This window comes from Streptomyces sp. DH41 (assembly GCF_029813785.1).
Classification (GTDB): Bacteria; Actinomycetota; Actinomycetes; order Streptomycetales; family Streptomycetaceae; genus Streptomyces.
On record NZ_JARVKY010000023.1, the window covers coordinates 1 to 23,551 of the forward strand.

General features: G+C 69.7%; 21 protein-coding genes. 3 read left to right on the top strand and 18 right to left on the bottom strand.

Going from position 1 to position 23,551, the window contains the following annotated elements; translation table 11 throughout:
- Window positions 1–76 precede the first annotated feature (76 nt).
- Genes nuoN through QC283_RS30225 form a run of 14 tightly spaced genes read right to left on the bottom strand, consistent with a single transcriptional unit; the run spans window position 77 to window position 16,218 of the window.
- Window positions 77–1,729 (bottom strand): NADH-quinone oxidoreductase subunit NuoN, encoded by a 1,653-nt coding sequence (gene nuoN, locus QC283_RS30160; protein ID WP_279564899.1) that lies wholly within the window; start codon window positions 1,727–1,729, stop codon window positions 77–79.
- Window positions 1,726–3,297, bottom strand: coding sequence for an NADH-quinone oxidoreductase subunit M (locus tag QC283_RS30165; RefSeq protein ID WP_279564900.1), 1,572 nt, complete (start codon window positions 3,295–3,297; stop codon window positions 1,726–1,728). Before QC283_RS30165 ends, nuoN begins: the two co-directional genes overlap by 4 nt.
- Window positions 3,298–3,302: 5 nt before the next feature.
- Entirely contained in the window at window positions 3,303–5,294 is a 1,992-nt protein-coding gene (nuoL, locus tag QC283_RS30170; RefSeq protein ID WP_279564901.1) for an NADH-quinone oxidoreductase subunit L, read from the bottom strand.
- A gap of 14 nt (window positions 5,295–5,308) precedes the next feature.
- Complete coding sequence (gene nuoK / locus QC283_RS30175) at window positions 5,309–5,608, bottom strand: NADH-quinone oxidoreductase subunit NuoK (protein WP_279564902.1); 300 nt, start codon at window positions 5,606–5,608, stop codon at window positions 5,309–5,311.
- Entirely contained in the window at window positions 5,605–6,462 is an 858-nt protein-coding gene (locus tag QC283_RS30180; RefSeq protein ID WP_279564903.1) for an NADH-quinone oxidoreductase subunit J, read from the bottom strand. The genes nuoK and QC283_RS30180 overlap by 4 nt, the downstream gene beginning before the upstream one ends.
- Complete coding sequence (gene nuoI, locus QC283_RS30185; protein WP_279564904.1) at window positions 6,459–7,100, bottom strand: NADH-quinone oxidoreductase subunit NuoI; 642 nt, start codon at window positions 7,098–7,100, stop codon at window positions 6,459–6,461. Before nuoI ends, QC283_RS30180 begins: the two co-directional genes overlap by 4 nt.
- Window positions 7,093–8,469, bottom strand: a complete 1,377-nt coding sequence (gene nuoH / locus QC283_RS30190) for an NADH-quinone oxidoreductase subunit NuoH (RefSeq protein WP_279564905.1) — start codon at window positions 8,467–8,469, stop codon at window positions 7,093–7,095. Before nuoH ends, nuoI begins: the two co-directional genes overlap by 8 nt.
- Entirely contained in the window at window positions 8,466–10,997 is a 2,532-nt protein-coding gene (locus tag QC283_RS30195) for an NADH-quinone oxidoreductase subunit G (RefSeq protein ID WP_279564906.1), read from the bottom strand. The genes nuoH and QC283_RS30195 overlap by 4 nt, the downstream gene beginning before the upstream one ends.
- Window positions 10,994–12,343, bottom strand: a complete 1,350-nt coding sequence (gene nuoF, locus QC283_RS30200; RefSeq protein WP_279564907.1) for an NADH-quinone oxidoreductase subunit NuoF — start codon at window positions 12,341–12,343, stop codon at window positions 10,994–10,996. The genes QC283_RS30195 and nuoF overlap by 4 nt, the downstream gene beginning before the upstream one ends.
- Entirely contained in the window at window positions 12,340–13,212 is an 873-nt protein-coding gene (nuoE, locus tag QC283_RS30205) for an NADH-quinone oxidoreductase subunit NuoE (protein ID WP_279564908.1), read from the bottom strand. The genes nuoF and nuoE overlap by 4 nt, the downstream gene beginning before the upstream one ends.
- Complete coding sequence (locus QC283_RS30210) at window positions 13,209–14,543, bottom strand: NADH-quinone oxidoreductase subunit D (protein WP_279564909.1); 1,335 nt, start codon at window positions 14,541–14,543, stop codon at window positions 13,209–13,211. The genes nuoE and QC283_RS30210 overlap by 4 nt, the downstream gene beginning before the upstream one ends.
- The gene (locus QC283_RS30215; protein WP_279564910.1) at window positions 14,540–15,295 is read right to left on the bottom strand and encodes an NADH-quinone oxidoreductase subunit C; all 756 of its coding nucleotides are present in this window, start codon (window positions 15,293–15,295) and stop codon (window positions 14,540–14,542) included. The genes QC283_RS30210 and QC283_RS30215 overlap by 4 nt, the downstream gene beginning before the upstream one ends.
- The gene (locus tag QC283_RS30220; RefSeq protein ID WP_018528252.1) at window positions 15,292–15,846 is read right to left on the bottom strand and encodes a NuoB/complex I 20 kDa subunit family protein; all 555 of its coding nucleotides are present in this window, start codon (window positions 15,844–15,846) and stop codon (window positions 15,292–15,294) included. The genes QC283_RS30215 and QC283_RS30220 overlap by 4 nt, the downstream gene beginning before the upstream one ends.
- Window positions 15,847–15,858: 12 nt before the next feature.
- Window positions 15,859–16,218, bottom strand: coding sequence for an NADH-quinone oxidoreductase subunit A (locus QC283_RS30225; protein ID WP_003974383.1), 360 nt, complete (start codon window positions 16,216–16,218; stop codon window positions 15,859–15,861).
- 753 nt (window positions 16,219–16,971) lie between these two features.
- Between QC283_RS30225 and QC283_RS30230 the strand changes: the two genes are divergently transcribed.
- The gene (locus tag QC283_RS30230; RefSeq protein ID WP_279564911.1) at window positions 16,972–17,820 is read left to right on the top strand and encodes a C40 family peptidase; all 849 of its coding nucleotides are present in this window, start codon (window positions 16,972–16,974) and stop codon (window positions 17,818–17,820) included.
- Window positions 17,821–17,968: 148 nt separating this feature from the next.
- Window positions 17,969–18,595, top strand: a complete 627-nt coding sequence (gene def, locus QC283_RS30235) for a peptide deformylase (RefSeq protein ID WP_279564912.1) — start codon at window positions 17,969–17,971, stop codon at window positions 18,593–18,595.
- A gap of 27 nt (window positions 18,596–18,622) precedes the next feature.
- Here the strand turns inward: def and QC283_RS30240 are convergent, their stop codons facing one another.
- On the bottom strand, window positions 18,623–19,957 hold the full coding sequence (locus QC283_RS30240) for a geranylgeranyl reductase family protein (RefSeq protein WP_279564913.1): 1,335 nt from the start codon (window positions 19,955–19,957) through the stop codon (window positions 18,623–18,625).
- A gap of 47 nt (window positions 19,958–20,004) precedes the next feature.
- On the opposite strand from QC283_RS30240, the gene QC283_RS30245 reads away from it, so the two are divergent.
- A complete protein-coding gene (locus QC283_RS30245) occupies window positions 20,005–20,523 on the top strand; it encodes a GNAT family N-acetyltransferase (protein ID WP_279564914.1) in 519 nt (172 codons plus the stop codon).
- 396 nt (window positions 20,524–20,919) lie between these two features.
- Here the strand turns inward: QC283_RS30245 and QC283_RS30250 are convergent, their stop codons facing one another.
- The 3 genes from QC283_RS30250 to mqnC form a co-directional block, all read right to left on the bottom strand.
- A complete protein-coding gene (locus QC283_RS30250; protein WP_279564915.1) occupies window positions 20,920–21,615 on the bottom strand; it encodes a demethylmenaquinone methyltransferase in 696 nt (231 codons plus the stop codon).
- 236 nt (window positions 21,616–21,851) lie between these two features.
- Complete coding sequence (locus tag QC283_RS30255) at window positions 21,852–22,301, bottom strand: imidazolonepropionase-like domain-containing protein (protein ID WP_279564916.1); 450 nt, start codon at window positions 22,299–22,301, stop codon at window positions 21,852–21,854.
- Between the two features lie 7 nt (window positions 22,302–22,308).
- Window positions 22,309–23,508: a cyclic dehypoxanthinyl futalosine synthase gene (mqnC, locus tag QC283_RS30260; protein WP_279564917.1), complete on the bottom strand. Its 1,200-nt coding sequence runs from the start codon at window positions 23,506–23,508 to the stop codon at window positions 22,309–22,311.
- Between the last annotated feature and the right edge of the window lie 43 nt (window positions 23,509–23,551).

Consider the following 23,551-nt stretch of genomic DNA (forward strand, 5'->3'; position numbering starts at 1 on the left):
GCCCCCCCACACCCGGCAGCGGCCCGGCATCCCCGAGAGGATGCCGGGCCGCTGCCACAGAGGCGCGAGCGCCGCGTCAGCGCACGAACACCCCCGCCTGCCCCGCCAGATCCAGGAAGTACTGCGGTGCCACTCCGAGCACCACCGTGACCGCCACACCGACGCCGATCGCCGTCATCGTCAGCGGTGACGGCACCGCGACGGTCGGGCCCTCCGGGCGCGGCTCGCTGAAGAACATCAGGACGATCACTCGGATGTAGAAGAACGCCGCGATCGCCGACGAGATCACACCGATCACGACCAGCGGGGCCGCACCGCCCTCCGCCGCCGCCTTGAACACGGCGAACTTCCCCGAGAAGCCGGAGGTCAGCGGGATGCCCGCGAAGGCCAGCAGGAACACCGCGAACACGGCCGCCACCAGCGGCGACCTGCGCCCGAGCCCGGCCCACTTCGACAGGTGCGTCGCCTCGCCGCCCGCGTCGCGCACCAGCGTGACGACCGCGAAGGCGCCGATCGTCACGAAGGAGTACGCGGCCAGGTAGAAGAGGACGGACGAGACGCCGTCCGGCGTGGTGGCGATGACACCCGCGAGGATGAAGCCCGCGTGCGCGATCGACGAGTACGCCAGCAGCCGCTTGATGTCGGTCTGCGTGATCGCGACGATCGCGCCGGCCAGCATGGTGACGATCGCCACGCCCCACATCACCGGCCGCCAGTCCCAGCGCAGGCCGGGCAGAACGACGTAGAGGATGCGGAGCAGCGCGCCGAAGGCCGCCACCTTGGTCGCCGCCGCCATGAAGCCGGTCACCGGTGTCGGCGCGCCCTGGTACACGTCCGGCGTCCACATGTGGAACGGCACCGCGCCCACCTTGAACAGCAGGCCCATGACGATCAGCGCGGAGCCGACGAGCAGCAGCGCGTCGTTGCCCATGGTGTCGGCGAGCGCCGGAGTGACGTTCTGCACGGTGCCGTCGACGACCTGCGCGATCGTGCCGTACGACATGGAGCCCGCGTAGCCGTAGAGCAGGGCGATGCCGAACAGGGTGAACGCGGAGGCGAAGGCGCCGAGCAGGAAGTACTTGACGGCCGCCTCCTGCGACATCAGCCGCTTGCGGCGGGCCAGCGCGCACAGCAGGTAGAGCGGGAGGGAGAAGACCTCCAGGGCCACGAAGAGCGTCAGCAGGTCGTTGGCCGCCGGGAAGACCAGCATGCCGGCGACGGCGAAGAGCAGCAGCGGGAACACCTCGGTGGTGGTGAACCCGGCCTTCACCGCCTTCTGCTCGCTCTCGCTGCCCGGTACGGACGCGGCCTGCGCGGCGAAGGAGTCGACGCGGTTGCCGTGCGCCTCCGGGTCGAGGCGCCGTTCGGCGAACGTGAAGAGGCCGACCAGGCTCGCCAGCAGGATCGTGCCCTGAAGGAACAGGGCCGGTCCGTCGACGGCGATGGCGCCCATCGCCGCGATGCCCGCCTTGGTCGTGCCGTATCCGCCCGCCGCGAGCGCGACGACCGCGGCGAAGGCGGCGACGAGCGCGACGGCGGACACGAACGTCTGCACGTGGTAGCGGGCTCTGCGCGGCACGAAGGCCTCGATCAGGATTCCGATGATCGCCGCGCCGAGGACGATGAGCACGGGCGACAGCTGCCCGTACTCGATCTTCGGTGCGTCGATCTTCGAGATCGGGTCGGCCGCCGCCGTTGTCCACAGGCTGTGGACGGCTGTTGCGCTCACTTGGCCGCCTCCACCTCAGGCTCGGGGTCCTTCTTCTGTACGTCGGACATGGTCTGCTCCACCGCGGGGTTGACGATGTCCGTGAGGGGCTTCGGGTAGACGCCCAGGCCGATCAGCAGTGCCACCAGCGGCGCCACGACCACCAGCTCACGCACCCGCAGGTCGGGCATCGCGGACACCGCGGGCTTCACCGGGCCCGTCATCGTCCGCTGGTAGAGGACGAGGGTGTAGAGCGCGGCGAGGACGATGCCGAAGGTGGCGATGATGCCGATCACCGGATAGCGCGTGAAGGTGCCCACCAGGACCAGGAACTCACTGACGAAGGGCGCGAGACCCGGCAGGGAGAGGGTCGCCAGGCCGCCGATCAGGAAGGTGCCGGCGAGCACCGGGGCGACTTTCTGCACTCCGCCGTAGTCGGCGATGAGCCGCGATCCGCGCCGCGAGATCAGGAAACCGGCGATCAGCATCAGGACGGCGGTCGAGATCCCGTGGTTGACCATGTACAGCGTGGCGCCGGACTGGCCCTGGCTGGTCATCGCGAAGATGCCCATGATGATGAAGCCGAAGTGGGAGATCGACGCGTAGGCGATCAGTCGCTTGATGTCGCGCTGGCCGACCGCGAGCAGCGCCCCGTAGATGATGCTGATGACCGCCAGGACGAGGACGACCGGCGTCGCCCACTTGCTCGCCTCCGGGAACAGGCCGAGGCAGAAGCGGAGCATCGCGAAGGTGCCGACCTTGTCGACGACCGCCGTGATGAGCACGGCGGTCGGGGCGGTGGACTCCTGCATGGCGTTGGGCAGCCAGGTGTGCAGCGGCCACAGCGGCGCCTTCACGGCGAAGGCGATGAAGAAGCCGAGGAACAGCCAGCGTTCCGTGCTGGTCGCCATGTTCAGCTCGCCGCTCGCCCGGGCCTCGGCGATCTCGGTGAGCGAGAAGTTCCCGGCGACCACGTAGAGCCCGATCACCGCGGCCAGCATGATCAGGCCGCCGGCCAGGTTGTAGAGGAGGAACTTCACGGCGGCGTACGACCGCTGGGTGGCGGCCGTCTTCTCGCCGTGCTCGTGGGCCCGGTCCCCGAAGCCGCCGATCAGGAAGTACAGCGGGATCAGCATGGCTTCGAAGAAGATGTAGAAGAGGAAGACGTCGGTGGCCTCGAAGGAGATGATCACCATCGCCTCGACGGCCAGGATCAGGGCGAAGAAGCCCTGCGTCGGCCGCCACCGGCTGCTGCCGGTCTCCAGCGGGTCGGCGTCGTGCCAGCCCGCGAGGATGATGAACGGGATCAGCAGGGCGGTCAGCGCGATCAGTGCCACCGCGATGCCGTCCACGCCCAGCTCGTACCGGACGCCGAACTCCGCGATCCAGGAGTGGGACTCGGTGAGCTGGTAGCGGTCGCCGTCGGGGTCGAAGCGGATCAGGACCGTGACCGCCAGCGCGAGCGTGGCCAGCGAGACCAGCAGCGCCAGCCACTTGGCCGCGGTGCGTTTCGCGGCCGGCACGGCTGCCGTGGCGATCGCCCCGACGGCCGGCAGCGCCGCCGTGACTGTCAGCAGGGGAAAGGACATCGGTATCAGACCGCCCTCATCAGCAGGGTCGCGGCGACGAGGACCGCCGCACCGCCGAACATCGAGACCGCGTAACTGCGCGCGAACCCGTTCTGCAGCTTGCGCATCCGCCCGGACAGGCCGCCGACCGAGGCCGCCGTGCCGTTGACGACCCCGTCGACCAGGGAGTGGTCTACGTAGACCAGGGAGCGCGTGAGGTGCTCGCCGCCGCGGACCAGGACGACGTGGTTGAAGTCGTCCTGGAGCAGGTCGCGCCGGGCGGCCCGGGTGAGCAGCGACCCTCGCGGGGCGACGGCCGGCACCGGACGGCGGCCGTACTGCGCCCAGGCGGCCGCGACGCCGATCACCATGACGGCGACCGTGGAGACGGTGACCGTCAGGGCGCTGATCGGCGCGTGGCCGTGGTCGTGTCCGGTGATGGGCTCCAGCCAGTGCAGGAAGCGGTCTCCGACGCCGAAGAAGGCACCCGCGAACACCGAGCCGAAAGCGAGCACGATCATCGGGATCGTCATGAGCCCCGGCGACTCGTGCGGGTGCGGCGGGCCCGCCGCGGCAGCGGCATGTCCGGAATCGGTCTCGCCGCGTGTCTCGGCGGCGGGCTCCACGTCGGGCTTCGCGGGCGACGGCGTCGGGGCGTTGCGCCAGCGCTCCTCGCCGAAGAACGTCATCAGCATCACGCGCGTCATGTAGTACGCCGTGAGGGCCGCGCCCAGCAGGGCGCAGGCGCCGAGGATCCAGCCCTCGGTGCCGCCCTTGGCGAACGCCGCCTCGATGATCTTGTCCTTGGAGAAGAAACCGGACAGACCCGGGAAGCCGATGATGGCCAGGTAGCCGAGGCCGAAGGTGACGAACGTGACCGGCATGTACTTGCGCAGTCCGCCGTAGCGGCGCATGTCGACCTCGTCGTTCATGCCGTGCATGACCGAACCGGCGCCGAGGAACAGCCCGGCCTTGAAGAAGCCGTGCGTCACCAGGTGCATGATCGCGAAGACGTAGCCGATGGGGCCGAGTCCGGCGGCCAGCACCATGTAGCCGATCTGCGACATGGTCGAGCCGGCCAGTGCCTTCTTGATGTCGTCCTTGGCACAACCGACGATCGCACCGAACAGCAGCGTGACCGCGCCGACGATGGTGACCACCAGCTGCGCGTCGGGCGCGCCGTTGAAGATGGCGCCGGAGCGGACGATCAGGTACACGCCCGCCGTCACCATGGTCGCGGCGTGGATGAGGGCGGAGACCGGGGTCGGGCCCTCCATCGCGTCCCCGAGCCAGGACTGCAGCGGCACCTGGGCGGACTTGCCGCAGGCGGCGAGCAGCAGCATCAGCGCGATCGCGGTGAGCTTGCCCTCGTCGGCTCCGCCTGCGAGTCCGGCCTCTCCGTGGTCGCCGAGCACCGGCCCGAAGGCGAAGGTGCCGAACCACAGGAACATCAGCATGATCGCGATGGACAGGCCCATGTCGCCGACGCGGTTGACCAGGAAGGCCTTCTTCGCGGCGGTGGCGGCGCTGGGCTTGTGCTGCCAGAAGCCGATCAGCAGGTAGGAGGCGAGACCGACGCCCTCCCAGCCGACGTACAGCAGCAGGTAGTTGTCGGCGAGGACGAGCAGCAGCATCGCCGCGAGGAACAGGTTCAGGTAGCCGAAGAAGCGGCGGCGGCGCTCGTCGTGCTCCATGTACGCGATCGAGTACAGGTGGATGAGCGAGCCGACGCCGGTGATCAGCAGGACGAACGTCATCGACAGCTGGTCGAGCCGGAAGGCGACGTCGGCCTGGAATCCCTCCACCGGGATCCAGCTGAACAGGTGCTGCGTCAGGCTGCGGTCCTCGGCGCCGCTGCCGAGCATGTCGGTGAAGAGGACGACACCGATCACGAAGGACGCGGCGGCCAGCAGTGTGCCGATCCAGTGGCCGACGGCGTCCAGCCGTCGTCCGCCGCACAGCAGGACCGCCGCTCCGAGCAGGGGCGCCGCCACCAGCAGCGCAATGAGATTCTCCACGATTCAGCGACCCCTCACAGCTTCATCAGGCTGGCGTCGTCGACCGAGGCCGAGTGGCGGGAACGGAACAGGGACACGATGATCGCGAGCCCGACCACGACCTCCGCGGCGGCGACGACCATCGTGAAGAAGGCCATGATCTGGCCGTCGAGGTTGCCGTGCATCCGGGAGAAGGCGACGAACGCGAGGTTGCAGGCGTTGAGCATGAGCTCGACGCACATGAAGACCACGATCGCGTTGCGCCTGATCAGCACGCCGGTGGCACCGATCGTGAACAACAGGGCCGCGAGGTAGAGGTAGTTGACGGGGTTCACTTCGACGCCTCCTCGGACCGCTCGGAGTCGGCCGGATCGACCGCCTTGCGCTCCAGACGCTCCTCGGACCGCTGCTCCAGCGCCTTCAGATCGCCCAGCGCCTCCATCGACACGTCACGGATCTGGCCCCGCTCGCGCAGCGTCCTGCTGACGGTGAGCTCGGACGGGGTGCCGTCGGGCAGCAGGCCCGCGATGTCGACCGCGTTGTGCCGGGCGTACACGCCGGGTGCGGGCAGCGGCGGCAGGTGCTTGCCTTCGCGGACGCGCCGCTCGGCCAGCTCGCGCTGGGTCGCCGCCCGTTCGGTGCGCTCGCGGTGGGTGAGCACCATGGCGCCGACTGCGGCCGTGATGAGCAGGGCGCCGGTGATCTCGAAGGCGAAGACGTACTTGGTGAAGATGAGGGAGGCGAGGCCCTCCACGTTGCCGTTCGCGTTCGCCTGGGCCAGGCCGCTGAACTCCGTGACGGACGCGTTGCCGATGCCGGCGATCAACAGGATGCCGAAGCCGAGCCCGGACAGCAGGGCCAGCCAGCGCTGGCCCTTGATGGTCTCCTTGAGGGAGTCCGCCGCGGTGACACCGACGAGCATCACCACGAACAGGAACAGCATCATGATCGCGCCGGTGTAGACGATGATCTGCACCACGCCGAGGAAGTACGCGCCGTTGGCGAGGTAGAACACCGCCAGGATGATCATGGTCCCGGCGAGGCAGAGCGCGCTGTGCACGGCCCTCTTCATGAAGACGGTGCACAGGGCGCCGATCACCGCGACGGTGCCGAGGATCCAGAACTGGACGGCCTCTCCGGTGGAGGTGCCGGCGGAGAGAGTCGCCGCGGCGGCGAGCTGCCCGGTCATCGGCGGATCACCTCCTCCGACGCCGGTTCGGTCCCGCCGAAGGTCGAGTCGCCCTCCTGGACGACCTCGCCCTTGGAGTGAGCTACCTGCTGGACCGTGCCGGGCGCGGCCTCGGTGACAAGGCCCCGGTAGTAGTCCTGCTCGTCCGTCCCGGGATAAATGGAGTGGGGCGAGTCGACCATGCCCTCCTCCAGGCCGGCCAGCAGCTGCTCCTTGGTGAAGATGAGGTTGGCGCGGCTGGAGTCGGCCAGTTCGAACTCGTTGGTCATCGTCAGCGCGCGCGTGGGGCACGCCTCGATGCACAGGCCGCACAGGATGCAGCGGGCGTAGTTGATCTGGTAGACGCGGCCGTACCGCTCGCCCGGGGAGTAGCGCTCCTCGTCCGTGTTGTCCGCGCCCTCCACGTAGATGGCGTCGGCGGGGCAGGCCCAGGCGCACAGCTCGCAGCCGACGCACTTCTCCAGGCCGTCCGGATGGCGGTTGAGCTGGTGCCGTCCGTGGAAGCGCGGTGCGGTGGTCTTCCGCTGCTCCGGATACTGCTCGGTCAGCCGCTTCTTGAACATGGCCTTGAAGGTCACGCCGAAGCCGGCCACGGGGTTCATGAAACCGGGGTCGGTCTCCTTGGGTTCCTCAGCCATCGGACGCCTCCTTTCCATCCGTGGATCCACCCACAGATCCGTCACTCTGAGTATCGGGCCCACCACTGACAATCAGCTCCCGCTCCCGGCGCGGACGGCGCCTGGGCACCGGCGGCAACTCCTGTCCGGGCATCGGCGGTACGGGGAACCCGCCGGCCATCGGGTCGAAGGCGGCCGGTTCCTCGGCGGGCGGTTCGGCCCGCTTGCCCTTCTCCCGGTACATGTCCACGACGAAGGACAGCACCAGCAGGGCCAGGACGCCGCCGCCGATGTAGAGGGCGATGTCGGTGAAGTCGTAGCCCTCGTTCCTGAGGGCCCGCACGGTCGCGACCAGCATCAGCCAGACCAGGGAGACCGGGATGAGGACCTTCCAGCCGAGCTTCATCAGCTGGTCGTAACGGACCCGGGGGAGGGTGCCGCGCAGCCAGATGAAGAAGAACAGCAGCAACTGGACCTTGACCACGAACCAGAGCAGGGGCCACCAGCCGTGGTTGGCGCCCTCCCAGAAGGTGCTGATGGGCCAGGGGGCCCGCCAGCCGCCGAGGAACAGCGTGGTGGCGACCGCCGAGACCGTCACCATGTTCACGTACTCGGCGAGCATGAACATCGCGAACTTGATCGACGAGTACTCGGTGTTGAAGCCGCCCACCAGGTCGCCCTCGGACTCGGGCATGTCGAAGGGGGCGCGGTTGGTCTCGCCGATCATCGTGACGATGTAGAGGATGAAGGAGACCGGCAGCAGCACGATGTACCAGCGGTCGTTCTGCTGGGCGACGATCTCCGAGGTCGACATCGACCCCGAGTAGAGGAACACCGAGGCGAACGCGGCGCCCATCGCGATCTCGTAGGAGATCATCTGCGCGCAGGACCGCAGTCCGCCGAGCAGCGGGTAGGTGGAGCCGGAGCTCCAGCCCGCGAGCACGATGCCGTAGATGCCGACCGAGGCGACCGCCAGGATGAACAGCATCGCGATCGGCAGGTCGGTGAGCTGCATCGTGGTGCGCTGACCGAAGATCGAGATCTCGTTGCCGGCCGGCCCGAAGGGGATCACCGCGATCGCCATGAAGGCCGGGACGGCCGCGACGATCGGCGCGAGGACGTACACCGCCTTGTCGGCGCGCTTGACGATGACGTCTTCCTTGAGCATCAGCTTGATGCCGTCGGCGAGCGACTGGAGCATGCCCCAGGGGCCGTTCCGGTTCGGGCCGATGCGCAGCTGCATCCAGGCGACGACCTTGCGCTCCCACACGATGGAGAAGAGCACGGTCACCATCAGGAAGGCGAAGCAGAACACCGCCTTGATGACGACCAGCCACCAGGGGTCGGTGCCGAACATCGAGAGGTCTTCAGCGGCGAGGTACGGGCTCATGCCTCCACCTCCTTGGGGGCCACGCCCGCGAGCGTCGCCGGACCGATGCGGACGAGGGTTCCGGGCAGCACCCCGGCGTCGGAGGCGACGCCGGTGCCGGCGGAGTTCAGCGGGAGCCAGACCACCCGGTCGGGCATGTCGGTGATCCGCAGCGGGAGTTCGACGGCTCCGGCGGGGCCGGTCACGGCCAGCAGGTCCCCGTCCTTGACGCCCGCCTCGGCGGCCGTGGCGGCCGACACGCGCGCGTGTGCGGCATGCCGGGTGCCGGCCAGCGCCTCGTCGCCCAGCTGGAGCAGGCCCTGGTCGAGCAGCAGCCGGTGCCCGGCCAGTACGGCCTCTCCGGCGGCCGGCCTCGGCAGGGCGCTCGCGCTCCCCAGCGGTTCGCCGGCCCGCGGCCCGTCCCAGGTACCGAGCCGGTCGATCTCCGCGCGCGTGGTGCGCAGATCCGGCAGGCCCAGGTGTACGTCCATGGCGTCGGCCAGCATCTGGAGCACACGGGCGTCGGCGGGCGCGAGGCGGCGGGTCATCTGGTCGGGCTTGAGCGCGGCCTCGAAGGACCGCACCCGGCCCTCCCAGTTCAGGAAGGTCCCGGCCTTCTCGGCGACCGCGGCGACGGGCAGCACGACGTCGGCGAGTTCGCTGACCTCGCTGGGCCGCAGCTCCAGCGACACCACGAAGCCGGCCTCGGCGAGTGCCGCACGCGCGCGTGCCGGGTCGGGCAGGTCGGCGACCTCGACGCCCGCCACCAGCAGTGCCTGGAGTTCTCCGCGGGCCGCGGCCTCGACGATCTCGCCGGTGTCGCGGCCGTAGCGGTGCGGCAGGTCGGCCAGGCCCCAGACGGCGGCGACCTCCTCACGCGCGCGCGGGTCGGTCGCCGGGCGCCCGCCCGGCAGCAGCGACGGCAGCGCACCCGCCTCGATCGCGCCGCGCTCCCCGGCCCGGCGCGGGATCCACACCAGCCGGGCGCCGGTCGCGGCAGCGGTCCGTACGGCGGAGGTGAGGCCGCCGGCCACGGCCGCCAGCCGCTCGCCGACGACGATCACGGCTCCCTCGGCGCGCAGCGCCTCCGCGGCCTGGGCGCCACCGGCCTCCAGGCCGACACCGCTCGCGAGGGCGTCCAGCCATTCGGTCTCGGTGCCCGGAGCGGCGGGCAGCAGGGTGCCGCCGGCCTTCTCCAGGCCGCGCGTGGCGTGCGTGGCCAGGGCGAAGACCTTCTGCCCGTGCCTGCGCCAGGCCTTGCGCAGCCGCAGGAAGACGCCGGGCGCCTCCTCCTCGGCCTCGAACCCGACCAGCAGGACGGCGGGCGCCTTCTCCAGCGTGGTGTACGTGACTCCCGTGGCCTGCCCGGACTCGGTCCGGGAGCCGCCCCCGAGGTCGTGGCCGCGTCCGGCGATCCGGGAGGCCAGGAAGTCGGCCTCCTCGGCGCTGTGCACGCGCGCGCGGAAGTCGATGTCGTTGGTGTCGAGGGCCACGCGCGCGAACTTGCTGTACGCGTAGGCGTCCTCGACGGTGAGCCGCCCGCCGGTCAGGACACCGGTGCGGCCCCGCGAGGCGAGCAGTCCCTGCGCGGCGATCTGCAGTGCCTCCGGCCAGGAGGCCGGCTCCAGGTCGCCCTCGGCGTTGCGCACCAGGGGCGTCGTCAGCCGGTCCCGCTGCTGCGCGTACCGGAACCCGAAGCGCCCCTTGTCGCAGATCCACTCCTCGTTGACCTGCGGATCGTTGGCCGCCAGGCGCCGCATGACCTTGCCGCGCCGGTGGTCGGTGCGGGTCGCGCAGCCGCCGGCGCAGTGCTCGCAGACGGACGGCGAGGAGATCAGGTCGAAGGGGCGGGAGCGGAACCGGTACGCCGCCGAGGTGAGCGCGCCGACCGGGCAGATCTGGATGGTGTTGCCGGAGAAGTACGACTCGAAGGGGTCGCCCTCGCCGGTGCCGACCTGCTGGAGCGCGCCCCGCTCGATCAGCTCGATCATCGGGTCGCCCGCGACCTGGTTGGAGAACCGGGTGCAGCGGGCGCACAGCACGCACCGCTCACGGTCGAGCAGCACCTGCGTGGAGATCGGCACGGGCTTCTCGTAGGTCCGCTTCTTGCCCTCGAAGCGGGAGTCGGCCTGGCCGTGCGACATGGCCTGGTTCTGCAGGGGGCACTCGCCGCCCTTGTCGCAGACCGGGCAGTCCAGCGGGTGGTTGATGAGCAGCAGCTCCATCACACCGTGCTGGGCCTTCTCGGCGACGGGTGAGGTGAGGTGGGTCTTCACCACCATTCCGTCGGTGCAGGTGATGGTGCACGACGCCATGGGCTTGCGCTGGCCCTCGACCTCGACGATGCACTGGCGGCAGGCGCCGGCCGGGTCGAGGAGGGGGTGGTCGCAGAACCGGGGGATCTCGATGCCGAGCTGTTCGGCGGCCCGGATGACCAGGGTGCCCTTGGGCACGCTGATCCCGACGCCGTCGATGGTCAGCGATACCAGGTCCTCCGGCGGGACCGCCGCCTCTCCTCCGCCCGAGGGGGCGTTGGTGGTCACAGTCATGCCTTCACCTCCGTGCGGTCGGCCCAGGCCGTCGACTTGGCCGGGTCGAAGGGGCAGCCGCGGCCCGTGATGTGCTGCTCGTACTCCTCGCGGAAGTACTTGAGCGAGGAGAAGATCGGCGAGGCGGCACCGTCGCCGAGGGCGCAGAAGGACTTGCCGTTGATGTTGTCGGCGATGTCGTTCAGCTTGTCGAGGTCGGACATCCGGCCCTTGCCGGCCTCGATGTCGCGCAGCAACTGGACCAGCCAGTACGTCCCTTCACGGCACGGTGTGCACTTGCCGCAGGACTCGTGCGCGTAGAACTCGGTCCAGCGCGTGACGGCGCGCACGACGCAGGTCGTCTCGTCGAAGCACTGGAGTGCCTTCGTGCCGAGCATGGAACCCGCGGCGCCCACTCCTTCGTAGTCGAGGGGGACGTCGAGGTGTTCCTCGGTGAACATCGGCGTCGAGGAGCCGCCCGGTGTCCAGAACTTCAGCCGGTGACCGGGGCGCATGCCGCCGCTCATGTCGAGGAGCTGGCGCAGCGTGATGCCGAGCGGGGCCTCGTACTGGCCGGGGCCCGCGACGTGTCCGCTGAGCGAGTAGAGCGTGAAGCCCGGGGACTTCTCGCTGCCCATCGACCTGAACCAGTCCTTGCCCTTGTTCAGGATCGCGGGAACCGATGCGATCGACTCGACGTTATTCACCACAGTCGGGCACGCGTAGAGGCCCGCGACGGCAGGGAAGGGGGGACGGAGCCGCGGTTGACCCCGGCGGCCTTCGAGCGAGTCGAGCAGTGCGGTCTCCTCACCGCAGATGTACGCGCCCGCGCCCGCGTGCACGGTGAGTGTGAGGTCGAGTCCGCTGCCCAGGATGTTCTCGCCGAGGAAGCCGGCCGCGTAGGCCTCGCGCACGGCCTCGTGCAACCGCCGCAGCACTGGGACGACTTCACCACGCAGGTAGATGAAGGCATGCGAAGACCTGATGGCGTAACACGCGATGACGATGCCCTCGATGAGGCTGTGCGGGTTCGCGAAGAGGAGCGGGATGTCCTTGCAGGTCCCCGGCTCCGACTCGTCGGCGTTGACAACTAGATAGTGAGGCTTGCCATCCCCCTGGGGAATGAACTGCCACTTCATCCCCGTCGGGAACCCCGCGCCGCCGCGTCCGCGCAGACCGGAGTCCTTGACGTACGCGATCAGGTCGTCCGGCGACATCGCCAGCGCCTTGCGGAGCCCCTCGTACCCCTCGTGCCTCCGGTAGACGTCCAGAGTCCAGGACTCGTCCTCGTCCCAGAAGGCCGACAGCACGGGTGCGAGCAGCTTCTCCGGGCTGGTGCCCTTGATCTCGGCTGCCACGGTCATCACTCCCCCTCCTCGGCGGTAGGCCCTGCCGGGTTGGAAGGGTCGGATGCCGATGTGTCCTGCGGCGCGTCGTGCGAGCTCAGGTGTTCCGTCGGGGACGGGTCGTGCACGGCCCGGTCCTGCGGCGCGTCGTGCGGTCCGCCGTCCCGCGGGTGCACCACGCGCGCGGCGGACGCCTCGCCCTTGGCCAGCTTCAGCCCGGCCAGGGAGGCGGGACCCGCGCTGCCGCCGGCCGCGACGGCGCCGTCCCGCTCGTCGGGGAAGCCCGCCAGGATCCGGGCGGTCTCCTTGAAGGTGCAGATCGGCGCACCGCGCGTGGGCGTCACCGGCCGTCCCGCGCGCAGGTCGTCGACGAGGCTCTTGACGCTCGCCGGGGTCTGGTTGTCGAAGAACTCCCAGTTGACCATCACGACCGGCGCGAAGTCGCAGGCCGCGTTGCACTCGATGTGCTCCAGGGTGACCTTGCCGTCCTCGGTGGTCTCGCCGTTGCCGACGCCCAGATGCTCCTGGAGGGACTCGAAGATCGCGTCGCCGCCCATGACCGCGCACAGTGTGTTGGTGCAGACGCCGACCTGGTAGTCGCCGCTCGGCCTGCGCCGGTACATGGTGTAAAAGGTGGCGACCGCGGTGACCTCGGCCGTGGTGAGGTCCAGCATGTCCGCGCAGAACCGCATCCCGGTGCGCGTGACGTGCCCCTCCTCGGACTGCACCAGGTGCAGCAGGGGCAGGAGGGCGGACCGGGAGTCCGGGTAGCGGGCGATGACCTCGCGCGCGTCGGTCTCCAGCCGGGCCCGGACGTCGTCCGGGTAGGCGGGCGCGGGCAGTTCCGGCATGCCCAGGCTGACGCCCCGCTCCGAAGAAGAGGTGGTCACCGGTCGACGCCTCCCATCACGGGGTCGATGGACGCCACCGCGACGATGACGTCGGCGACCTGGCCGCCCTCGCACATCGCCGCCATGGCCTGAAGGTTGGTGAAGGACGGGTCACGGAAGTGGACCCGGAAGGGGCGGGTGCCGCCGTCGGAGACGACGTGCACGCCGAGTTCGCCCTTGGGTGACTCGACCGCCGTGTAGGTCTGGCCAGGCGGGACGCGGAAGCCCTCGGTGACCAGCTTGAAGTGGTGGATCAGGGCCTCCATGGAGGTGCCCATGATCTTCTTGATGTGGTCGAGGGAGTTGCCCAGTCCGTCCGGTCCCAGGGCGAGCTGGGCGGGCCAGGCGATCTTCTTGTCGGCGACCATGACCGGGCCGGGCTGGAGCCGGTCCAGGCACTGCTCGACGATCCGGAGCGACTGGCGCATCTCCTCCAGCCGGATCAGGAAGCGGCCGTAGGAGTCGCAGGTGTCGGCGGTCGGGACGTCGAAGTCGTACGTCTCGTAGCCGCAGTACGGCTGGGTCTTGCGCAGGTCGTGCGGCAGGCCGGTGGACCTGAGGATCGGGCCGGTGGCGCCGAGGGCCATGCAGCCGGCCAGGTCGAGGTGGCCGACGTCCTGCATACGGGCCTTGAAGATGGGGTTCCCAGTGAAGAGCTTGTCGTACTCCGGGAGGTTCTTCCTCAGCTTCTTGATGAGCTCGCGGATCTGGTCCACCGCGCCGGGCGGCAGATCCTGGGCGAGTCCGCCCGGGCGGATGTACGCGTGGTTCATCCGCAGGCCGGTGATGAGTTCGTAGATGTCGAGAATCAGTTCACGATCACGGAAGCCGTAGATCATGACCGTGGTGGCGCCCAGCTCCATGCCGCCGGTGGCGACGCACACCAGGTGGGAGGAGAGCCGGTTCAGCTCCATCAGGAGGACCCGGATGACCGAGGCCCGGTCCGGGATCTCGTCCTCGATGCCGAGGAGCTTCTCGACGCCCAGGCAGTACGCCGTCTCGTTGAAGAACGACGTCAGGTAGTCCATGCGCGTCACGAACGTGGTGCCCTGCGTCCAGGTCCGGTACTCGAGGTTCTTCTCGATGCCGGTGTGCAGGTAGCCGATGCCGCAGCGGGCCTCGGTGACCGTCTCGCCGTCGATCTCCAGGATGAGGCGGAGCACGCCGTGGGTGGAGGGGTGCTGGGGGCCCATGTTGACGACGATGCGCTCGTCGTCGGTGCGGGCGGCGGACTGGACGACCTCGTCCCAGTCGCCGCCGGTGACCGTGTAGACGGTCCCCTCGGTGGTCTCGCGCGCCGAAGCCGCGGACGTTGACTGTGTGCTGCTCACGAGTACGACCTCCGCTGGTCCGGAGCCGGGATCTGGGCACCCTTGTACTCGACGGGGATGCCGCCGAGGGCGTAGTCCTTGCGCTGCGGGTGGCCTTGCCAGTCGTCCGGCATCATGATCCGCGTCAGGGCCGGATGACCGTCGAAGACGATGCCGAAGAAGTCGTACGTCTCGCGCTCGTGCCAGTCGTTCGTCGGGTAGACGGAGACCAGCGACGGGATGTGCGCGTCGTTGTCGGGCGCGCTGACTTCGAGGCGGATCAGCCGGTTGTGGGTGATCGAGCGCAGGTGGTAGACGGCGTGCAGCTCGCGGCCCTTGTCGTGCGGGTAGTGGACGCCGCTGACGCCGGTGCAGAGCTCGAAGCGCAGGGCCGGGTCGTCGCGCATGGTGCGGGCGACGCGGACCAGGTGCTCCCGCTCGATGTGGAAGGTCAGCTCGTCGCGGTCGACGACCGTCTTCTCGATGGCGTTGTCGGGCAGGAGTCCCTGCTCCTCCAGTGCGCCCTCGAGTTCGTCGGCGACCTCGTCGAACCATCCGCCGTAGGGCCTGCTCGCCGGCCCGGGGAGCCGGACGGAGCGGACCAGGCCGCCGTAGCCGGAGGTGTCGCCGCCGTTGTTGGCGCCGAACATGCCGCGCTGGACGCGGATCTCCTCGCCGCCCTGGCCGCGCTGGCCGGGGAGGTTCTCCGCGGAGAGGTCCTTCTCCGGGTTCACCCCGTTCGCGTCACCCGGCGTGCCGTTCGCGTCACTCACCGCAGCAGCCCCTTCATCTCGATGGTGGGCAGGGCCTTGAGCGCCGCTTCCTCCGCCTCGCGGGCCGCTTCCTCCGCGTTCACCCCGAGCTTGGAGCTCTGGATCTTCTGGTGGAGCTTGAGGATGGCGTCCATCAGCATCTCGGGCCGCGGCGGGCAGCCGGGGAGATAGATGTCGACCGGGACGATGTGGTCGACGCCCTGGACGATCGCGTAGTTGTTGAACATGCCGCCCGAGGAGGCGCAGACCCCCATGGAGATCACCCACTTCGGGTTCGGCATCTGGTCGTAGACCTGCCGCAGCACCGGCGCCATCTTCTGGCTGACCCGGCCCGCGACGATCATCAGGTCCGCCTGCCGCGGCGAGCCCCGGAAGACCTCCATGCCGAAGCGCGCCAGGTCGTAGCGGCCGGCGCCGGTGGTCATCATCTCGATGGCACAGCAGGCGAGGCCGAACGTGGCGGGGAAGACGGACGACTTGCGCACCCAGCCCGCGGCCTGCTCGACGGTGGTCAGCAGGAAGCCGCTCGGCAGTTTTTCTTCGAGTCCCATGTCAAAGGCCCCTCAGTCCCATTCCAGGCCGCCGCGCCGCCATACGTACGCGTACGCGACGAAGACGGTGAGCACGAAGAGCAGCATCTCCACGAGCCCGAAAATCCCCAGGGCGTCGAAGGTGACGGCCCAGGGGTAGAGGAAGACGATCTCGATATCGAAGATGATGAAGAGCATCGCCGTCAGGTAGTACTTGATGGGGAAGCGCCCGCCGCCGGCCGGCGTGGGGGTCGGCTCGATGCCGCACTCGTAGGCCTCGAGCTTCGCCCGGTTGTACCGCTTCGGACCGATCAGCGTGGCCATGACCACGGAGAAGATCGCAAAGCCTGCCCCGAGGGCTCCCAGTACGAGGATGGGCGCATACGCGTTCACCGCTCCTCGCTCCTCTCAGTCGGCACTGACTGCTGGCGTTTGCAGCGGACTCACAGCCGCCCCAACAGCCCCACGAGCCCCGCTCGTCCCGGCGAAGATCGCGAACATGTGAAGCAGGTCACAAGCCCAACTGCCTCGCATCCTATGCCCGCCACTCTGTGATCTGCGACACGGGGTATTGCACAAGCTTTGTGATCTCCACCACCTGACGAACGATCATGAAGTCGGATGAGCGGTGATCTTCACACAGGAAGCGTTCAGGTGATCACCAGAGGTGACATTTTCGCTCGTCACCGCTGGCCAGAGGGTGGCAGCAGCGGGCGTCTCAATATCAAGATGCTTCTCTTGCATGCAAATTGGCGCTGGACTCGTCGGCTTGATAGAGGACGCGTTCACACCTCGGAGGGAGGGGCGGACGCGATGTGGACACGTGCACGCGTTCACGAGCGCCACGGGACCCGGCCGCGCGCCATGGACGCGGCCGACGGGACAAGCGTTCCGTGACCTGCGTCACACGCATGAGAGGTGTCTGAGAACCGGGCTTGGCCAACTGTCCCAACAAGTGGTAAGCGCGGGGCAATTCGGGCGTAACGATCAAAGTCCGTGATCACAGCCTGGTTACGGGCCGCCCACAATGTCCGTTAGGGCGTCAATAAGAGACGACACGCCCGGGATTCGAGGCTCGATTGAACAACTGTGGCGGAGCACACGTTTCTTGAAGGTATGGAGGAGCTCCTGATACCGGTTGTCCCTATGTCCCACACCGCTCACATACGCAGCCACCGGAAGCCCCGCCGCAGCGCGTCGACCATCGCGATGCGGGCCGGAGTTGCCGGTGGCGTCCTCAGCACCCTGGCAGTGGCCGGGGCGTCGGGTGCGGCCCACGCGGCCGAACCGGTGACGCAGACCCTCGAACTGCCCACCCTGACGGCTGACCTGGCCGCTCAGGTCGCCCAGTCCGCGGACGTCACGCAGCAGGCGGCCGCGAGCTACGAGCTGCAGGCCGAGCGTGACGCGGCCGCCGCCCAGGCCGCCAAGCAGGCCAAGACCGACCTCGCCGAGGCCAAGAAGAAGGCCGAGGAGGAGAAGAAGAAGAAGGCCGAGGAGGCCGAGCGCAAGGCGGCCGCCGAGCGCGCCTCCCGCAACGCCGAGCGCGCCACCCTGAGCGCCTCGGTGGACACCGGGTCCTCCGACAACAGCTCGGACAACTCGGGCAGCAGCATCGGCAGCAACTCGTCCACGGCCACCGGTTCGGCCGCCGCGGTCGTCGCCTTCGTGCAGTCCCAGGTCGGCGACGCCTACGTCTCCGGCGGCACCGGCCCCAACTCGTGGGACTGCTCCGGTCTGGTGCAGGCCGCCTTCAAGTCGGTCAACATCGACCTGCCGCGCGTCTCCCAGTCCCAGTCGACCGCCGGCACCCAGGTCGGGCTGGGCAACCTCCAGCCGGGCGACATCCTGTACTGGGGCGGCGCGGGCAGCGCGTACCACGTGGGCGTCTACGTCGGCGACGGCATGTTCGTCGGCGCGCAGAACTCCTCCACCGGCGTCGTCAAGGCGTCGCTGGACTACGACCCGCCGAGCGGCGCGGTGCGCGTGCTGTAGTCCACGCACGCACACACCCGCACCACGCGGACACATCCGCACGAAGGGCCGCAGCCACTCAGGGGCAGCGGCCCTTCGGCCTCTCCTGGCATGCTCGGCGCGGGCCGGTCTCCCACCGGCCCGTCCACGAGCCGGAGGAGAGAACGTCATGCCGAGTGTGTTCGTACAGGGCCGGCCCACCGCCGCCTCCTACCCGCCGTTCGCGCCCGAGGCCCGGCGCGGGTCGGTACGGCGGGTCACCGAGGTCGGCGAAGAGGTGCTGCACAAGCCGTGCCGGGACGTCACCGAGTTCGGGCCGGACCTCGCCGCGCTCATCGACGACATGTTCCGCACGATGTACGTGGCCGAGGGGGCCGGGCTGGCGGCGAATCAGGTGGGCGTGGCGCTGCGCCTGTTCGTCTACGACTGCCTGGACGACGACGGTGTCCGACATGTCGGGCACATCGTCAATCCGGTGCTGGAGTCCCTCGATCCGTCCGGCAGGCGGCTGCTCGACGAGGGCGAGGCGTGTCTGTCCGTGCCGGGCGCCGTCGTGACCGTACCGCGGCCCGACCGGGCCGTCGTGCGGGGCCTCGACAGGGACGGCGAGCCGCTTCTCGTCGAGGGCACCGGCTACTTCGCCCGCTGTCTCGCCCACGAGACCGACCACGTGAACGGGCACGTCTACCTGGACCGGCTCTCCGCCCGGGAACGGAAGGCGGCGCTGCGGCAGTCGGCGGACCGGCGCGAGGAGGTCCTCGCACGCCGGGCCGCCAACGCCGCGGCTCTCGACTGACCAGGCCGGTCAGGCCGAGCAGGCTGGTCAGGCCTTCGGCGCGACCTTGCTCAGTCCGTTGATGATGCGGTCCATCGCGTCGCCGCCCGTCGGGTCCGTCAGGTTGGCGAGCATCTTGAGGGTGAACTTCATCAGGATGGGATGGGTGAGGCCGCGCTGGGTCGCGATCTGCATGACCTTCGGGTTGCCGATGAGCTTCACGAAGGCGCGGCCCAGCGAGTAGTAGCCGCCGTAGGTGTCCTTCAGGACGCGCGGGTAGCGCTGGAGGGCGATCTCGCGCTGGGCCGGCGTGGCCCGCGCGTGCGCCTGGACGATGACGTCGGCGGCGATCTGGCCGGACTCCATGGCGTAGGCGATGCCCTCGCCGTTGAAGGGGTTCACCAGTCCGCCGGCGTCGCCGACGAGCAGCAGGCCCTTGGTGTAGTGGGGCTGGCGGTTGAAGGCCATGGGCAGGGCGGCGCCGCGGATCGGGCCGGTCATGTTGTCGGGGGTGTAGCCCCAGTCCTCCGGCATGGACGCGCACCAGGCCTTCAGGACCTCGCGCCAGTCCAGCTCCTTGAAGGAGTCCGAGGTGTTGAGCACGCCGAGGCCGACGTTCGAGGTGCCGTCGCCCATGCCGAAGATCCAGCCGTAGCCCGGCAGGAGGCGGTCCTGGGCACCGCGGCGGTCCCACAGCTCCAGCCAGGACTCCAGGTAGTCGTCGTCGTGGCGGGGCGAGGTGAAGTACGTACGGACCGCGACGCCCATCGGGCGGTCCTCGCGGCGGTGCAGGCCCATCGCCAGGGACAGGCGCGTGGAGTTGCCGTCGGCGGCCACGACCAGCGGGGCGTGGAAGGTGACCTCCCGCTTCTCCTCCCCCAGCTTGGCGTGCACGCCGATGATGCGGCCGGTGCGGTCGTCGAGGACGGGGGCGCCGACATTGCAGCGCTCGTACAGGCGCGCGCCGGCCTTCTGGGCCTGCCGGGCGAGCTGCTCGTCGAAGTCGTCGCGCTTGCGGACGAGTCCGTAGTCAGGGAAGGAGGCGAGTTCCGGCCAGTCCAGCTGGAGGCGGGAGCCGCCGCCGATGATGCGCAGGCCCTTGTTGCGCAGCCAGCCGGCCTCCTCGGAGATGTCGATGCCCATCGCCACGAGCTGCTTGGTGGCGCGCGGGGTGAGCCCGTCGCCGCAGACCTTCTCCCGCGGGAACGCGGTCTTCTCCAGCAGGAGGACGTCGAGTCCGGCCTTGGCCAGGTGGTACGCGGTCGTGGAGCCGGCTGGCCCCGCGCCCACGACGATCACATCGGCGGTGTTGTCGGAGAGGGGCTCGGTCACGGCGGGATCTCCCCAGAGTTCGGAATATGCGTGCCGACGGGCACTGGACATGGGCAGTCTATTCAGCGTTACCGATCACCCGGCTGAAGGGCTGCCCCGTGAACCGAGCCACCCCCGCTGTACGGTTGCGCGTCCCCACCGACGAGGACGCCGTCGCCTGGCACCGGATCTTCGACGACCCGGACGTCATGGAGTTCCACGGCGGGAGGTCCGCGGAGCTGTCCGTCTACGAGGAACTCACCGCCCGCCAGCGCCGGCACGACGCCGAGCACGGCTTCTGCCTGTGGACCATGGTGGACGAGGACGGGCGGGTCATCGGCTTCACCGGCGCCCAGCCGTGGCCGCAGGACTGGGGCCCCAAGGGCGACATCGAGATCGGCTGGCGCCTCGGGCGGGCGCACTGGGGCAAGGGGTACGTCACGGCGGCGGCCCGGCAGACGCTGGAGCGGGTGCGGGCGGCGGGTGTGGCGGAGGTGGTCGCGATGGTCAACGCCCGCAACACGCGGTCCATCGCGGTCACGGAGCGGCTTGGCATGACGCTCGCCGAGGTCTTCACCACCCCCGCCTCCCAGCAGCAGGGGCACTGCTACCGGCTCCCGCTGCGACACAGCGCATGACGGAATGTGACCTACTGTCACAGTGAGCCACTTGGCGCTTCCGGCCGGTGCGCGGCGGAGTTACTCTGCCGGGTACCGCTGGGGGGTGACGTCCGTGCGCCTGGTAGCCAAGAAATCCGACGTTCGTGTACCGCGCCTGGTCGGCCTGATGGCCGTGGACGCGTGGGAGGCGGCCCGGGAGCGGGGACTGACCCCGCACGCGACGGACCGGCCGGGCCCGCCCCGGGGCGGGCCGCGGAGGGAGCTTGCCGAGCCGGGCGGACCACCGAAGGAGCCGGGCGGACCGGGGGAGCCGAGCGAGGCCGGGCCGTCCTACTGCGCGGTCCTCGGCTCGCCTCTAGGTTCATCGGGTCCCGCTCAGCGGCTACAGCCCGCCCTGAGGGTCCTCGAGCCCCCTCAGCTCTCCTTGAAACCCCGGTGCAGCGCCACCACGCCGCCCGTCAGGTTCCGGTACGCCACCCTGGACCAGCCGGCCTTGCCCAGCCGTTCCGCGAGCGCCGGCTGGTCGGGCCAGGCGCGGATGGACTCGGCGAGGTAGACGTACGCGTCGGGGTTGGACGACACCGCGCGGGCCACCGGCGGCAGGGCGCGCATCAGGTACTCGGTGTAGACGGTCCGGAAGGGCGTCCAGGTCGGGTGCGAGAACTCGCAGATGACGACCCGCCCGCCGGGCCGCGTCACCCGGTACATCTCGCGCAGTGCCGCGTCCGTGTCCTGCACGTTGCGCAGCCCGAAGGAGATGGTGACCGCGTCGAAGACGTCGTCCTTGAACGGCAGCCTCATACCGTCACCCGCGGTGAACGGCAGCCACGGGTGCCGCTGCTTGCCGACCTGGAGCATGCCGAGGGAGAAGTCGCAGGGGACGACGTAGGCACCGGTGCGGGCGAAGGGCAGGGAGGAGGTCGCGGTACCGGCCGCGAGGTCCAGGATCTTCTGCGCGGGGCGGGCGTCGACGGCTCTGGCGACCTCCTTGCGCCATGCCCGGTCCTGGCCGAGCGACAGCACGGCGTTCGTCAGGTCGTACCGTTCCGCGACGTGGTCGAACATCGAGGCGACTTCGTGCGGCTGCTTGTTCAGGGAAGCGCGGGTCACGGGCCCATTGTTGCAGCACGGGCTCACCTCACCACCGCACGGGCTCGCCTCACGGCAGCGGGCGCGGCCTGTTCCGACCGGCGGCGTCCTCGACCCACCCAGGGACGACGCGGACACGGACGACGCGGACACGGACGACGCGGCGACCGACCGCAGCGGCGTGACGCAGGAGGCGGGGGCTTTCGGGGAAGCGTTCGGGGAAGCGACCGAGTAGACGTCCGGCTGACGAGCGCCGTTCAGCGACGCCGGTGCACCAGGCGTCCCGCACACACGGTGGCGATGCACGCGCCGCCGTCGTCGAGGACGGCGAGGTCCGCCCGGCCGAGGTCGACGAGGGCGGTGGGGCGGGACCGGGCGAGCACCACGACGTCGTTGCGCTCGGCCGCCGCCCGCAGTCCGGGCGCGCCGGCGTGCTCCTCCAGGACCGCCACCGCGCCGAGTTTCAGCACGGCGTGGATCCGCTCGCGCGGCGTCGGGGCGTCCGGCAGCGGTCCCTCGTGGACCCGTGCGGGGCCGAGCACACCGGGCCAGCGCCGTACGCGCCCGCCCGGGAACCGCTCCACCAGTTCGGCGAGCGGTCCCACGGCGGCGATCCGGACCCCCTCGACGGCGACGGCGCCGTCCCTGACCGGTTCCGGATCGTCCCAGACGTACCGGACCTCGTCGGCGGCGTGAATCGTCAGCACGGCGGCGTCAGTTGGGGGCCAGCAGCTTCAGCTCGGGGTGGGCCGTGCCGCCCTCGATGGCCGTGGACGAGATGTGGGACACGACGCGCTCGTCGACGGGGTCGTTCGCCGGGTCGTCGTGCACGACGAGGTGCTCGTACGTGGTGGCGCGCTGCGCCGGTACGCGTCCCGCCTTGCGGATCAGGTCGATGATCTCCAGCCGGTTGGAACGGTGCTTGGCACCGGCCGACGACACCACGTTCTCCTCCAGCATGATCGAGCCGAGGTCGTCGGCGCCGTAGTGCAGGGAGAGCTGGCCGACCTCCTTGCCCGTCGTGAGCCAGGAGCCCTGGATGTGGGCGACGTTGTCCATGAACAGCCGGGCGATGGCGATCATCCGCAGGTACTCGAAGAGCGAGGCCTGCGTGCGGCCCTTCAGGTGGTTGTTCTCGGGCTGGTAGGTGTACGGGATGAAGGCGCGGAAGCCGCCGGTGCGGTCCTGCACGTCCCGGATCATGCGCAGGTGCTCGATGCGCTCGGCGTTGGTCTCGCCGGTGCCCATGAGCATGGTGGAGGTCGACTCGACACCCAGCCGGTGCGCGATCTCCATGATCTCCAGCCAGCGCTCGCCGGACTCCTTCAGCGGGGCGATGGCCTTGCGCGGACGCTCCGGGAGGAGTTCCGCGCCGGCGCCGGCGAAGGAGTCGAGCCCGGCCTGGTGGATCCGGGTGATGGCCTCCTCGACCGACACCTTCGAGATCCGCGCCATGTGCTCGACCTCGCTCGCCCCCAGGCTGTGGATGACGAGCTCGGGGAACTCCTTCTTGATGGCGGCGAAGTGCCTCTCGTAGTACTCGACGCCGTAGTCCGGGTGGTGGCCGCCCTGGAACATGATCTGCGTGCCGCCCAGCTCGACGGTCTCCGCGCAGCGGCGCAGGATGTCGTCGAGGTCGCGGCTCCAGCCCTTGGCGGTGTCCTTGGGCGCGGCGTAGAAGGCGCAGAACCTGCACGCCGTGACGCACACGTTCGTGTAATTGATGTTGCGCTCGATGATGTACGTGGCGATGTGCTCGGTACCGGCGTACCTGCGCCTGCGTACGGCGTCGGCGGCGGCGCCCAGCGCGTGCAGCGGGGCGTCGCGGTAGAGCGCGATCGCCTCTTCGGGAGTGATCCGCCCACCGGCGGCGGCGCGGTCGAGGATGGGCTGAAGGTCGGCCTTCTCGGTCACCGGCGTCCCTTTCGCAGAGTTCGTAAGGGTTGTGGACGGACCA

Bases quoted from the DNA above. Each gene is read 5' to 3' on its own strand.
- QC283_RS30230 (WP_279564911.1), top strand. From the start codon at position 16,972: ATGTCCCACACCGCTCACATACGCAGCCACCGGAAGCCCCGCCGCAGC.
- def (WP_279564912.1), top strand. From the start codon at position 17,969: ATGCCGAGTGTGTTCGTACAGGGCCGGCCCACCGCCGCCTCCTACCCG.
- QC283_RS30195 (WP_279564906.1), bottom strand. From the start codon at position 10,997: ATGACTGTGACCACCAACGCCCCCTCGGGCGGAGGAGAGGCGGCGGTC.
- nuoI (WP_279564904.1), bottom strand. From the start codon at position 7,100: ATGGCTGAGGAACCCAAGGAGACCGACCCCGGTTTCATGAACCCCGTG.
- nuoH (WP_279564905.1), bottom strand. From the start codon at position 8,469: ATGAGCCCGTACCTCGCCGCTGAAGACCTCTCGATGTTCGGCACCGAC.
- QC283_RS30240 (WP_279564913.1), bottom strand. From the start codon at position 19,957: ATGTCCAGTGCCCGTCGGCACGCATATTCCGAACTCTGGGGAGATCCC.
- QC283_RS30220 (WP_018528252.1), bottom strand. From the start codon at position 15,846: ATGGGACTCGAAGAAAAACTGCCGAGCGGCTTCCTGCTGACCACCGTC.
- QC283_RS30165 (WP_279564900.1), bottom strand. From the start codon at position 3,297: ATGTCCTTTCCCCTGCTGACAGTCACGGCGGCGCTGCCGGCCGTCGGG.
- QC283_RS30180 (WP_279564903.1), bottom strand. From the start codon at position 6,462: ATGACCGGGCAGCTCGCCGCCGCGGCGACTCTCTCCGCCGGCACCTCC.